Annotated in this window: 13 protein-coding genes; 11 read left to right on the forward strand and 2 right to left on the reverse strand. The window is 67.1% G+C overall.

What is annotated here, in order from left to right; translation table 11 throughout:
• The 8 genes from whiA to ppc all read left to right on the forward strand — a co-directional run.
• A partial coding sequence (gene whiA, locus WA965_RS10100) for a DNA-binding protein WhiA (RefSeq protein WP_526447465.1) occupies positions 1-402 on the forward strand: 402 nt, incomplete at its 5' end.
• A 1-nt stretch (position 403) separates the two neighbouring features.
• Positions 404-1,123, forward strand: coding sequence for an ABC transporter substrate-binding protein (locus WA965_RS10105; protein ID WP_526297226.1), 720 nt, complete (start codon positions 404-406; stop codon positions 1,121-1,123).
• Positions 1,124-1,240: 117 nt separating this feature from the next.
• The gene (gene gap, locus WA965_RS10110; RefSeq protein WP_178359142.1) at positions 1,241-2,263 is read left to right on the forward strand and encodes a type I glyceraldehyde-3-phosphate dehydrogenase; all 1,023 of its coding nucleotides are present in this window, start codon (positions 1,241-1,243) and stop codon (positions 2,261-2,263) included.
• Positions 2,264-2,298: 35 nt separating this feature from the next.
• Positions 2,299-3,510, forward strand: coding sequence for a phosphoglycerate kinase (locus tag WA965_RS10115; RefSeq protein WP_526297224.1), 1,212 nt, complete (start codon positions 2,299-2,301; stop codon positions 3,508-3,510).
• A 9-nt stretch (positions 3,511-3,519) separates the two neighbouring features.
• Entirely contained in the window at positions 3,520-4,305 is a 786-nt protein-coding gene (gene tpiA, locus WA965_RS10120; protein ID WP_526297222.1) for a triose-phosphate isomerase, read from the forward strand.
• Between the two features lie 44 nt (positions 4,306-4,349).
• Entirely contained in the window at positions 4,350-4,583 is a 234-nt protein-coding gene (secG, locus tag WA965_RS10125) for a preprotein translocase subunit SecG (RefSeq protein ID WP_178359145.1), read from the forward strand.
• Positions 4,584-4,594: 11 nt separating this feature from the next.
• Positions 4,595-4,984 (forward strand): hypothetical protein, encoded by a 390-nt coding sequence (locus WA965_RS10130; protein WP_526297220.1) that lies wholly within the window; start codon positions 4,595-4,597, stop codon positions 4,982-4,984.
• 59 nt (positions 4,985-5,043) lie between these two features.
• Entirely contained in the window at positions 5,044-7,875 is a 2,832-nt protein-coding gene (gene ppc / locus WA965_RS10135; RefSeq protein WP_526297218.1) for a phosphoenolpyruvate carboxylase, read from the forward strand.
• Here the strand turns inward: ppc and WA965_RS10140 are convergent.
• Together WA965_RS10140 and WA965_RS10145 are read right to left on the reverse strand one after the other, a co-directional pair.
• On the reverse strand, positions 7,850-9,127 hold the full coding sequence (locus WA965_RS10140; protein ID WP_526297216.1) for a cytochrome P450: 1,278 nt from the start codon (positions 9,125-9,127) through the stop codon (positions 7,850-7,852). The genes ppc and WA965_RS10140 overlap by 26 nt on opposite strands.
• Positions 9,124-9,498 (reverse strand): ATPase, encoded by a 375-nt coding sequence (locus tag WA965_RS10145; protein ID WP_178359148.1) that lies wholly within the window; start codon positions 9,496-9,498, stop codon positions 9,124-9,126. The genes WA965_RS10140 and WA965_RS10145 overlap by 4 nt, the downstream gene beginning before the upstream one ends.
• A 50-nt stretch (positions 9,499-9,548) precedes the next feature.
• Here WA965_RS10145 and WA965_RS10150 point away from each other — a divergent pair, with 50 nt between their 5' ends.
• Genes WA965_RS10150 through WA965_RS10160 form a run of 3 tightly spaced genes read left to right on the forward strand, consistent with a single transcriptional unit; the run spans position 9,549 to position 12,398 of the window.
• Positions 9,549-10,298 carry a (Fe-S)-binding protein gene (locus tag WA965_RS10150; protein WP_526297214.1) on the forward strand — a complete coding sequence of 250 codons (750 nt, stop codon included), beginning with the start codon at positions 9,549-9,551 and terminating at the stop codon, positions 10,296-10,298.
• Positions 10,299-10,339: 41 nt separating this feature from the next.
• Positions 10,340-11,785 (forward strand): lactate utilization protein B, encoded by a 1,446-nt coding sequence (locus WA965_RS10155; protein ID WP_526297230.1) that lies wholly within the window; start codon positions 10,340-10,342, stop codon positions 11,783-11,785.
• Positions 11,778-12,398 (forward strand): LutC/YkgG family protein, encoded by a 621-nt coding sequence (locus WA965_RS10160; protein ID WP_526297212.1) that lies wholly within the window; start codon positions 11,778-11,780, stop codon positions 12,396-12,398. The genes WA965_RS10155 and WA965_RS10160 overlap by 8 nt, the downstream gene beginning before the upstream one ends.
• The last annotated feature ends 125 nt before the right edge of the window (positions 12,399-12,523 follow it).

Raw genomic sequence — 12,523 nt, forward strand, 5'->3', positions numbered from 1 at the left:
CTGCTCACTCGGATGGGCGCCCAGGACACCAGGCTCACCTGGGAGGAGCGGCGGATGCGCCGCGAGGTGCGGGCGACGGCCAACCGGCTGGCCAACTTCGACGACGCCAACCTCAGACGGTCGGCGCGGGCTGCCGTGGCGGCCGCCGCGCGTGTCGAACGCGCTCTCGAGATCCTCGGCGACACGGTGCCCGACCACCTGGCCGCCGCGGGCAGTCTCCGGGTGGCTCATCGGCAGGCCTCGCTCGAGGAACTGGGACGGCTGGCAGATCCGCCGATGACCAAAGACGCTGTTGCCGGCCGGATTCGGCGTCTGCTGTCGATGGCCGACCGCAAGGCCAAGCAGGACAACATCCCCGACACCGAGTCGGCCGTGACCCCAGACCTGCTGGAAGACGCCTGACGTGTTGGTCGGCGTCGCCTATCCGGACCCGCCTTTCAATGCGATGCCCGGTGACACCGGCCTCGACATCGAGTTGATGACGGCACTGGCAGAAGCCCTCGGCGAACCCGTCGAATTCGTCGCCTACGCGGGTGACGGATCGGACTGCGAGGATTTCGACGGCATCTTCGACCGGTTGGCGGCCGGTGAGTACGACTGCGTCGCCGCGGGCACCACCGTGACGTCTGCGCGCGAGCGCCGAGCGACGTTTCTTCCGCCCTACCTGATCTCGGGGCAGTCCATCGCCGTCGACACCGGTCGGCTACCGCACGTGCACTCCACCGACGACCTGGTCGGTCTGACGATCGGGGTGCAACGTGGCAACACCAGCGAGCAGATCGCCGAGCGACTCGTCGCCGAGGGCAAGGCCGCGCGGGTGCGTGTCTATGACTACAACGCCATCGGCGCGGCGATCTCGGACCTTTCCACCGGCGACTGCGACGTCGTGATGAAGCTCGCGCCCGTGCTCACCGAACTGGTCAAAGGGTCGCCCGGTGTCGAGGTGGTCCAGCGCGGTCTGACCGTGGAGGACATCGCGATTGCGGTGGCCCCGGACGATCAGGCGCTCGCAGGCAGGTTGCGGGTCGCTCAGGCCGAACTGGAGGCGGCGGGCACGCTGCAGCAAATACGTCGCAAATGGTTGGGAAATCCCTACGCCGACCAGAGCCTGGGAATGCTCTGACATCGGCGGGGACAGGCCGCGCGCAGCGAGAAGGACAAGCACTAGGCTGGGCGCCGAGCGGTGCTGAAGATGTAGGTGACCGAACGGTGCAGTTCAACCGATACAGAGGAGAGAGACGTGACGATCCGGGTAGGCGTGAACGGCTTCGGCCGCATCGGGCGCAACTTCTTCCGCGCCCTGGACGCGCAGAAGGCTGCAGGGAAGAACACCGACATCGAGATCGTGGCTGTCAACGACCTCACCGACAACGCTTCGCTGGCGCACCTCCTGAAGTTCGACTCCATCCTGGGCCGGTTGCCCTATGACGTCAGCCTCGAGGGCGAGGACACCATCGTCGTCGGCGACGTCAAGATCAAGGCGCTCGAGATCAAGGCCGGACCGTCCGAACTGCCGTGGGGTGACCTCGGTGTCGACGTCGTGGTCGAATCGACGGGCATCTTCACCAACGCCGCCAAGGCGAAGGGCCACCTCGACGCGGGCGCCAAGAAGGTCATCATCTCCGCGCCGGCCACCGATCCCGACATCACCATCGTGCTCGGCGTCAACGACGACAAGTACGACGGCAGCCAGAACATCATCTCCAACGCGTCGTGCACCACGAACTGCCTCGGGCCCATGGCCAAGGTGCTCCACGACGAGTTCGGTATCGTCCGCGGCCTGATGACCACGGTGCACGCCTACACCCAGGATCAGAACCTGCAGGACGGCCCGCACAGCGACCTGCGTCGCGCGCGTGCCGCCGCACTGAACATCGTGCCCACCTCCACGGGCGCCGCCAAGGCCATCGGCCTGGTGATGCCGGAGTTGAAGGGCAAGCTTGACGGCTACGCACTGCGGGTGCCGATCCCCACCGGTTCGTGCACCGACCTCACGGTGGAACTGACCAAGGCCGGGTCCGCCGAGGAGATCAACGCCGCGATGAAGGCAGCCGCCGAGGGCAAACTCAAAGGCATCCTGAAGTACTACGACGCGCCGATCGTCTCGAGTGACATCGTCACCGATCCGCACAGCTCGATCTTCGACTCGGGTCTGACCAAGGTGATCGACAACCAGGCCAAGGTCGTCTCCTGGTACGACAACGAGTGGGGCTACTCCAACCGCCTCGTCGACCTGGTCGGTCTGGTCGGCAAGTCACTTTGAGGGCGAGCGAAGCGACGGGGAATTAGGTAGATCCGATGGGCATCAATTCGCTCGATGACCTTCTGGCCGAGGGAGTTTCGGGGCGGAGCGTGTTGGTGCGCTCCGACCTGAACGTGCCACTCGACGAGGACGGCTCGATCACCGACCCCGGCCGCATCACCGCGTCGGTGCCGACGCTCAAGGCGCTCAGCGACGCCGGAGCGAAGGTCGTCGTCGCCGCGCACCTCGGCAGGCCCAAGGGTGAGCCGGACCCCAGGTTCTCACTCGCCCCGGTGGCCGCCGCGCTGGGTGAGAAGCTCGGCCGCCACGTCCAGCTGGCCGGAGACGTCGTGGGGTCGGATGCACTCGCCCGTGCCGAGGGTCTCACCGACGGCGACGTCCTGTTGCTGGAGAACATCCGCTTCGACCCCCGCGAGACCAGCAAGGACGACGCCGAACGCGCCGCACTGGCCAGGGATCTGGTCGAACTCGTGGGCGACGACGGTGCGTTCGTCTCCGATGGTTTCGGGGTGGTGCACCGCAAGCAGGCCTCGGTCTACGACGTCGCGAAGTTGCTGCCGCACTACGCCGGCACGCTGGTGGCCACTGAGATCAAGGTGCTCGAGCAGCTGACCGATGCAGGCGAGAAGCCCTATGCGGTGGTGCTGGGCGGATCGAAGGTGTCCGACAAGCTGGCGGTGATCGAGAGTCTGGCCACCAAGGCCGACAGCCTGGTCATCGGTGGTGGCATGTGCTTCACATTCCTTGCGGCCCAAGGGCTTTCGGTGGGCGGATCACTGCTCGAGGAGAGCATGATCGACACTTGTCGCAAGCTGCTGGACACCTACGGTGACGTGTTGCACCTGCCGGTGGACATCGTGGTGGCGGAGGAGTTCGCGGCCGATTCGCCGGCCGAGACCGTGTCTGCCGACCAGATTCCGGACGGCAAGATGGGCCTGGATATCGGGCCGGAGTCGGTGAAGCGGTTCAGCGCGCTGCTGTCCAACGCCAGGACGATCTTCTGGAACGGTCCGATGGGGGTCTTCGAGTTCCCCGCGTTCGCAGCCGGCACCAAGGGAGTGGCCGAAGCGATCATCGCGGCGACCGGCAAGGGCGCGTTCAGCGTCGTCGGCGGCGGCGACTCGGCGGCGGCCGTGCGCCAACTCGGCTTGCCCGACGACGGCTTTTCCCACATTTCCACCGGTGGGGGCGCGTCACTGGAATACCTTGAGGGCAAGGACCTGCCCGGTATCGACGTTCTGAACTAGGAGACTTTCGTGTCGCGTAAGCCGCTGATCGCCGGCAACTGGAAGATGAACCTCAATCACTTCGAGGCGATCGCCCTGGTGCAGAAGATCGCTTTCTCGTTGCCGGACAAGTACTTCGACAAGGTCGATGTCACCGTCATCCCGCCGTTCACCGACCTGCGGAGTGTGCAGACGCTGGTCGACGGTGACAAGCTGCGACTCACCTACGGTGCGCAGGATGTCTCCCAACACGATTCCGGTGCCTACACCGGTGAGATCAGCGGTGCGTTCCTGGCGAAGCTCGGATGCACCTTCGCCGTCGTGGGGCACTCGGAACGACGCACCTACCACAACGAGGACGACGCGTTGGTCGCCGCCAAGGCGGTGGCTGCCTTCAGGCACGGGCTGACCCCGATCATCTGCATCGGCGAGCACCTCGACGTCCGGGAGGCCGGCAACCACGTCGAGTACAACGTCAATCAGCTGCGCGGCTCGCTGGCGGGCCTGTCGTCCGAACAGATCAGTCAGTCCGTCATCGCCTACGAACCGGTGTGGGCGATCGGCACGGGGCGTGTCGCCAGCGCGGCCGACGCCCAGGAGGTGTGCGAGGCCATCCGCACCGAGCTGGCGGCGCTGGCGTCCATCGACGTCGCGGCCGGGGTGCGGGTGCTCTACGGCGGATCGGTCAACGCCAAGAACGTCGGCGAGATCGTCGGTCAGACCGATGTCGACGGCGCTCTGGTCGGCGGCGCATCGCTGGACGGCGAGCAATTCGCCACCCTTTCGGCTATCGCGGCGGGCGGACCTCTTCCCTAACCCGAAGCCCGGAGGGGGCGCCGGCGCCCTGTAGTCTGGCGGCCATGGAATTGGCCCTGCAGATAATCCTGGTCGTGACCAGTGTGCTGGTTGTGCTCCTGGTCCTGCTGCATCGCGCCAAGGGTGGCGGCCTGTCCAGCCTGTTCGGCGGCGGTGTGCAGTCCAGCCTCTCCGGCTCCACGGTGGTGGAGAAGAACCTCGACCGGTTGACGCTGTTCGTCACCGGTATCTGGGTCGTCTCCATCGTCGGCATGGCGCTGCAGATCAAATACGGCTGAGTCACTTCCGGGTGCCCGGTCAAGGCATCACCCTCACGACGACCTACTTCCCGTTGTCGTGGGGGTTTCTGCTGTTCAAACCCAAGGTCCTGCTCAACGGCTATGAGATGCCGGTGGCCGGTTGGGGGCGCGCGCACTATCCGACCTGGCCGGGTCGCTACCACGTGCAGGTATTCGTGCCCTACCTCATTCCGCCCCGGGTGGGCACGGCCGAATGCACTGTGACCGTGCACGCCGGCCAGTTCGTCGAGCTCGAATACAAGATGCCACTCTGGGTGTTCAGTCGCGGATCGCTGGGGCCACCGCCGCAGCGCTACGGCGGCGGCGCTGTGGTCGTCGCTGTCACGCTGGTGGCCGTGGTGATCACACTCGCGTTGACGATGCTGCTGCTTTACACGTAGCCACAGCGGCGGGTGCCCTCGCTCTGCGCTCCCACAGCTCGCACTTGATACTTGAACACATGACTGAGCTCTCCGACGCGACGTCGGACACTGCCCTCGAGCCGATCGGCGCGGTGCAACGCACCCAGGTGGGCCGAGAAGCCACCGAACCGATGCGTGAGGACATCCGGCTGCTCGGCGCGATCCTCGGCGACACCGTCCGCGAACAGAACGGCGACGCGGTTTTTGATCTCGTCGAACGCGCGCGGGTGGAGTCCTTCCGGGTCCGTCGTTCGGAGATCGACCGCGCTGAGCTGGCGACGTTGTTCGACGGCATCGACGTTCGGCAGGCCATCCCGGTGATCCGGGCGTTCACCCACTTCGCGCTGCTGGCCAACGTGGCCGAGGACATCCACCGCGAGCGCCGCCGGGCGGTCCACGAGAAGGCGGGCGCGCCGCCACAGGACAGCAGCCTGGCCGCCACCTACCTGAAACTCGATACCGCGGAACTGGATTCGGACACTGTCGCCGACGCCCTGGTCGGCGCGCTGGTCTCGCCGGTGATCACCGCGCATCCGACCGAGACCCGTCGGCGCACGGTGTTCGACACCCAGCACCGCATCACCGAACTGATGCGCCTGCGCCTGCACGGGCACGCCAAGACCGAAGACGGCCGAGACGTCGAGCGTGAGCTGCGCCGCCACATCCTCACGCTGTGGCAGACGGCGCTGATCCGGCTGTCGCGGCTGAAGATCCAGGACGAGATCGAGACGGGACTGCGGTACTACGCTGCGGCGTTCTTCGAGGTGATCCCGCAGGTCAACGCCGAAGTGCGGGCAGCCTTCCAGGCGCGTTGGCCGGACACCGTGGGGGCACCTCCCGCTGGCGGGGGACTACTCGAAGAACCGATCCTGCGACCAGGATCGTGGATCGGTGGTGACCGCGACGGCAACCCCAACGTGACCGCCGACGTCGTCAGGCTGGCCACCGGTCGTGCCGCGTACACCGCCCTGGCGCACTACTTCGTCGAGCTCACCAAGCTCGAGGAGGAGCTGTCGATGTCGCTGCGGCTGGTGCACATCAGCGACGAATTGACGGCGCTGGCCGAGGCCTGCCACGAGCCCGCCCGCGCCGATGAGCCCTACCGCCGCGCACTGCGGGTGATACACGCCCGGCTGACCGCCACGGCGCAACAGATCCTCGACGGGCAACCCGAGCACCAACTCGACCTCGGTCTGGAGCCCTACCTGACTCCGGGTGAGCTGTTGGCCGACCTCGATGCCGTCGACACGTCACTTCGCGCCAACGGCAGCGCGGTGCTGGCCGACGACCGGTTGACTCGACTACGAGAAGCAGTGCGTGTCTTCGGCTTTCACCTTTCCGGATTGGACCTGCGGCAGAACTCCGACGTCCACGAGGAAGTGGTGGCCGAACTGCTGGCATGGGCCGGGGTGCATCCCGACTACGCCTCGCTGGGCGAGTCGGAGCGAGTCGAGTTACTGGCCGGTGAATTGGCCACCCGGCGGCCGTTGACCGGGCCGGATGCAAATCTTTCCGAGTTGTCGCGCAAGGAACTCGACATCGTCACCGCGGCCGCACGGGCGGTGCATGTCTTCGGGCCGCAGGCCGTTCCGAACTACATCATCTCGATGTGCCAGTCGGTTTCGGACATGCTCGAAGCTGCATTGCTGCTCAAGGAGGCCGGCCTGCTGGACGCGTCGTCGGACCATCCCTACGCGCCGGTCGGGATCGTGCCGTTGTTCGAGACCATCGACGACCTACAGCGTGGCTCCGCGATTCTGGAAGCGGCCCTTGATCTTCCGCTGTACCGCGCCGTCGTCGCCACCCGTGGCGACAGCCAGGAGGTCATGCTCGGCTACTCCGATTCCAACAAGGACGGGGGGTATCTGGCGGCTAATTGGGCGCTCTACCGCGCCGAACTCGACCTGGTCGAGTCGGCCCGCAAAACCGGCATCAGGCTGCGACTGTTCCACGGCCGCGGCGGCACGGTGGGCCGCGGTGGCGGCCCGAGCTACGACGCGATCCTCGCCCAGCCGCCTGGCGCGGTGCAGGGATCGCTGCGGATCACCGAACAGGGTGAGGTGATCGCCGCGAAGTACGCCGAACCCAGGATCGCTCACCGCAACCTCGAGACCCTGCTTGCCGCCACCCTGGAAGCGACGCTGCTCGACGTGGAGGGACTCGGCGACAGCGCCGAACCGGCCTACGAGGTGCTCGACGACCTGGCTGCGCGGGCACAGCGGGCGTATTCCGAACTCGTGCACGAGACACCGGGATTCGTCGAGTACTTCAAGGCGTCGACTCCGGTCAGTGAGATCGGTGCCCTCAACATCGGCAGCCGACCGGCGTCTCGCAAGCCGACCACGTCGATCTCGGATCTGCGGGCCATCCCGTGGGTGCTCGCGTGGAGCCAGTCGAGGGTGATGCTGCCCGGCTGGTACGGCACGGGAAGCGCGTTCGAGGAGTGGATCGCCGAGGAGGACGGGCGGCTGGAGGTGCTGCAGGACCTGTACCGGCGCTGGCCGTTCTTCGCGACGGTGCTGTCGAACATGGCGCAGGTGCTGGCGAAATCAGATCTCGGTCTGGCCGCGCATTACGCGGAACTGGTCGAGGACGAGGCGCTGCGGCACCGGGTGTTCGACAAGATCGTCGACGAGCACGCCCGCACGATCCGCATGCACAAGCTGATCACCGGACAGGACGACCTGCTGGCGGACAACCCGTCGCTGGCACGGTCGGTGTTCAACCGCTTTCCCTACCTCGAACCGCTGAACCACCTGCAGGTCGAGTTGCTTCGCCGGTTCCGCTCCGGCGACGAGGATGAGTTGGTGCAGCGCGGAATCCTGTTGACCATGAGCGGATTGGCTACCGCGTTGCGCAATAGCGGATAGGGGACGGGTCGGCGGCTCGAGCGACCCCGCCGATCTGCGCGGGCACCGGTCGCGGATGACCGTCCCACTGCGGCGTCATCTCGTAACGGCTGAGCAGGTAGGTCATCGCTGTGGTCATGGCCGCCAGTGAGAACGGCTGCGCGGGACAGGAGTGTCTGCCGTGCCCGAACGCGGTGACCAGCGCCGGTGAGAGCAACCCGGTCTGCTCCCGCAACCGGGGTCCACGCCACCGGTCGGGACGCCACACGTCCAGACCGGGCGCCGCCGAGGTGTTCAGCAGCGGCAGCAGGGTGGCGATCGTCCAGCCTGCGGGCACCAGGTAGGTGGCCTCGCCGGTGGCCAGTTCGACCGGTGTCAACACCGTCCGGGCCATGATCGACCGCTGTGCCAGCCTGATGCTCTCCAGCGCGCACTGCTGTGCCCGCGCGGTGTCTCCGCCCGCGATGCGGTCCCGCTCGGCGGGACGCCCGATGACGTCGACCAGCGCCCAACCGAGCGCGGCCATCAGGTTCGACATCGACGCGATGTGGATGAGGGCGACATCGAGGGCGATACCGCGGACCCGGATCTGGTCCGGCTCACCCGACCACGCGTCCACGATCCGGGAAAACAGTCCGTCGTCGGATTGAGCTGCCGGAAGGGCGAGTTCGATGATGTGGGTGATGTCGTCGAGCGCGGCACGTTCGGCGCGTTTGCCGGTGGCGGCGACCTGGGCCATGGCGGCGGGGTGCACAAACGCATCGGAGCCGTCCAGAGCGTCAAAAGCGTGCACCAGCCGTTCGAACGGATCACCCTGCGCGCATCCCCGGCCCGCCCACGAGGCCAGACCCATCCGGTGTCCCAACCGGCGGGTCAGGGCGAACAGGTCCACCGTTCCCTCGGAACCGAGTTCGGCACCAGTCAGCTCGAGCGCCCAGGCGAGGTTGTCCAGGTAGGAGGTCACATCGTCGCGGCGGAACAGCCCGGTGGGCAACGTCCGGCGGCCGTCGAAGAGCTCTTCGGGGAGCTTGCGGCGCAGCATCAGGAAGTCCGCGACACCCTTGCTGGCCGCCTGCTCGGGCAGTGCGTAGAACGATTCGACGCCGGTGGGGGAGAACGTGAACAGGTAGCGGTCGTCACCACTGTGGACGGCGAAGGTGTCGCCGTGGCGTCGGCGCGCGTCGCCGATCGCGGCGACGGCATCGGTGACGGTCACATCCCACGGCAGGCCGGTGCCGTCGGCGACCGGTGGCGGTGGCGTCGGAGCTGTCAAAGCCCGGCGGTGCGACGCACTTTGTTGACGGCGCCGCGCACCACCTGCTCGGTGGCGGCCAAGGGGGAGATCATCGATTCCCCGACGTCAACGATTCGCTCGACGCGGACGACGATGCCCTCCATCCGGTCGACCACCGAGTGCAGCCGGGGCGCCAACTCGTTGATCTGGTTGATCGTGTCGTTGAACCGCTCGAGGGTGGCGTCGAGGTTGCGGGTCGAATGGTTGAGGTCATCGAGCGTTTCGCCGAGGCCTTCGAGAATGGTGTCGACCTGCTCGACGGTGACGTCGGCGTTCAGCGCCGCCTGCGCGAGCTTCCTGATCCGCTCGCCGCCGGTCCGGACTGCTGGTCTGTCACCTTTGTCTGCCATGTCGGCCAGTATGACGTGTGTCACCGGGGAGTCGACTATGTTCCCCCTTGATGAGGTGTCGCAGGGTTGCTCTTTTTGCCACATGCTTCAACGGCGTGATGTGGCCTGAGACGCCGAAAGCGGTTGTGCGGCTGCTGCGTCGACTCGGATGCGAGGTCGGGTTCCCGCTCGAGCAGACCTGCTGCGGGCAGATGTGCACCAATACCGGCTACGCCGACGAGGCACTGTCTGCGGTGCGCACCTTCGCCGCGGCGTTCGGCCGATACGACGCCGTCGTCGCGCCGTCGGGATCTTGCGTCGCCTCGGTTCGTCACCAGCACCGGGGGGTCGCCGCCCGGTCCGGAGACCGGCGACTGCAGGACGACATCGCGTCGCTGACCCCCCGGGTGTACGAGCTCTCGGAGTTTCTGGTCGACGTCCTCGGGGTCACCGATGTGGGCGCGTACTTTCCGCACCGCGTCACCTACCATCCGACCTGTCATTCACTGCGTATGTTGCGGGTGGGCGACCGACCGCTGAAGCTTCTCGAGGCGGTGCGCGGCATCGATCTCGTCGACCTGCCGGGGGCCGACCAGTGCTGCGGGTTCGGCGGGACGTTCGCGATGAAAAACGCCGACACCTCGGTGGCGATGGGATCCGAGAAAGCGCGAGCTGCGCGCGAAACCGGAGCAGAAGTGCTTGTTGCCGGCGACAATTCGTGCCTCGCGCATATCGGCGGCCTGCTCTCCCGGGAGCGCAGCGGCATGCGGGTGATGCATCTGGCCGAGATCCTCGCCGCGACCGGGGACGATCCGGCGTGACCGGGCATCCCCATGTCGGGGTCACCAACGCGTTCCTCGGGATGCCCACGTTCCAGAGTGCCGCCCGCGTGGCGTTGAAGGATTCGGTGCTGCGTCGCAATTTAACCCGCGCCACCGGCATCATCCGGGACAAGCGTGCCGCCGTCGTCGGCGAACTCGACAACTGGGAGGAGCTGCGACTTGCCGCCGAGGCCATCAAGGACGCGGCGCTGCATCGGCTCGACGAGCACCTCGAGACGTTCGAGGCCAATGCGACCGCGGCAGGGGCGACGGTGCATTGGGCTCGTGATGCCGAGGAGGCCAACCGCATCGTCGTCGACCTGGTGCGTGCCGCCGGCGCCTCTGAGGTCGTCAAGGTCAAGTCGATGGCCACCCAGGAGATCGAGCTCAACGAGGCACTTGCCGCTGCGGGCGTCAACGCCTGGGAGACCGACCTGGCCGAGCTCATCGTCCAGCTCGGTGACGACTGGCCCAGCCACATCCTGGTGCCGGCGATCCACCGCAACCGGGCCGAGGTACGGGAGATCTTCCTGCGGGAGATGGGCAAGGTCGGTCGTCCGGCCCCCGACGATCTGAGCGATGATCCCCGGCGGCTTGCCGAAGCCGCCCGGCTACATCTGCGGGAGAAGTTTCTGCGAGCCAGGGTGGCGGTGTCGGGCGCCAACTTCGCGATCGCCGACACCGGCAGCCTGGTGGTGGTCGAGTCCGAGGGAAACGGTCGGATGTGCCTGACACTGCCGGAGACCTTGATCTCGGTCGTCGGGATCGAGAAGGTCCTGCCGTCCTGGCGCGACCTGGAGGTGTTCCTCCAGGTGTTGCCCCGCAGCAGTACCGGCGAGCGGGAGAACCCCTACACCTCGATCTGGACCGGGCCGGCGGCCGGGGACGGTCCTCGCAACGTGCACATCGTGCTGCTGGACAACGGACGTACCCGAGTGCTGGCCGACCCCCAAGGCCGCTCCGCGCTGCGGTGCATCCGGTGCTCGGCGTGTCTGAACGTCTGCCCGGTCTACGAACGCGCCGGCGGTCACTCGTACGGTTCGGTGTATCCGGGTCCGATCGGGGCCGTGCTGACCCCGCAGTTGCGCGGCACCGGCAGCGACGTCGACAAGTCGTTGCCCTTCGCTTCGAGTCTTTGCGGGGCCTGTTTTGACGTCTGCCCGGTGCGCATCGACATCCCCTCGATGCTGGTGCACCTGCGCACCCGGGTGGTGGACGAGAACCGTGGGGGCGTGCCGTCGGCGGAGCAACTCGCCATGAAGGCCGCAGGCTGGCTGTTCGCCGATCATCGTAGGCTCGAGGCTGCGGAGGCAGCCGCCGGTGCCAGCGGAAAAGTGTTGCGCAGCAGGCTGTTGGGCGCCAAGCAGACTCTGCATTCGCTACCTTGGCCGGTGCGTGCCTGGTCGGATGCGCGCGACGCGCCGGTGCCGCCCACCGAGTCTTTCCGGTCCTGGTGGACGCGCACCGACGGGGGCCGCGATGAGTGATGCCCGAGCCGAAATCCTCGGACGCCTCCGAGAAGCACTGGCCGACCAACCTGCGGTGCCGACCGTGCCCTGGGTCTTCGGACGTGCGGTCGGCACCGGCGACCTCGACGTCGTCGGACGATTTGTGGAGCGGGTGGCCGACTACCGGGCCCGCGTCGAACGCGTCCGCGCTACGGGCACCGGAGGTGCGATCGCGGCGGTGTTGCAGGGGTACGAGCGAGTGGTCGCCGATTCGGCGGTGCGGGCCGCGTGGCCGGCCGGCGCCCGGTGGGTCGACGACCTGGGGTTGAGCAGCCATGATCTCGACGGCGTCGACGCTGTGGTCACCACGGCGGCGGTCGCAATCGCGAACACCGGAACCATCATTCTCGACCATGGCGCCGGTCAGGGACGGCGGGCGCTGAGCCTGGTTCCTGACGTGCACGTGTGCGTCGTGCGTGCCGAGCAGATCGTCGACGATGTTCCGAAAGCGGTGGCGCGACTGATGGATTCAGGTCTGCACACCCGGCCGTTGACGTGGATCAGCGGCCCCAGTGCGACCAGTGACATCGAGCTGGACCGGGTCGAAGGTGTGCACGGACCCCGCACGCTGCACGTCATCGTCGTCGGTTGAGTCGGCCCGACTGAGCCCCCGACTGCCGAGTCAGATCTGGCCGGGCATACCGGTGCCCATCGAGGGCATCGGCGGGGCCATCATCGGTGGAGGTGCGATCGGGGGCGCCGCGATGGGCGGCGGTG

Origin of the sequence: Mycobacterium sp., from assembly GCF_049683935.1 — a bacterium.
Classification (GTDB): domain Bacteria; phylum Actinomycetota; class Actinomycetes; order Mycobacteriales; family Mycobacteriaceae; genus Mycobacterium.

Bases quoted from the DNA above. Each gene is read 5' to 3' on its own strand.
- WA965_RS10115 (WP_526297224.1), top strand. From the start codon at position 2,299: ATGGGCATCAATTCGCTCGATGACCTTCTGGCCGAGGGAGTTTCGGGG.
- secG (WP_178359145.1), top strand. From the start codon at position 4,350: ATGGAATTGGCCCTGCAGATAATCCTGGTCGTGACCAGTGTGCTGGTT.
- ppc (WP_526297218.1), top strand. From the start codon at position 5,044: ATGACTGAGCTCTCCGACGCGACGTCGGACACTGCCCTCGAGCCGATC.
- WA965_RS10145 (WP_178359148.1), bottom strand. From the start codon at position 9,498: ATGGCAGACAAAGGTGACAGACCAGCAGTCCGGACCGGCGGCGAGCGG.
- WA965_RS10150 (WP_526297214.1), top strand. From the start codon at position 9,549: ATGAGGTGTCGCAGGGTTGCTCTTTTTGCCACATGCTTCAACGGCGTG.
- WA965_RS10155 (WP_526297230.1), top strand. From the start codon at position 10,340: ATGCCCACGTTCCAGAGTGCCGCCCGCGTGGCGTTGAAGGATTCGGTG.
- WA965_RS10160 (WP_526297212.1), top strand. From the start codon at position 11,778: ATGAGTGATGCCCGAGCCGAAATCCTCGGACGCCTCCGAGAAGCACTG.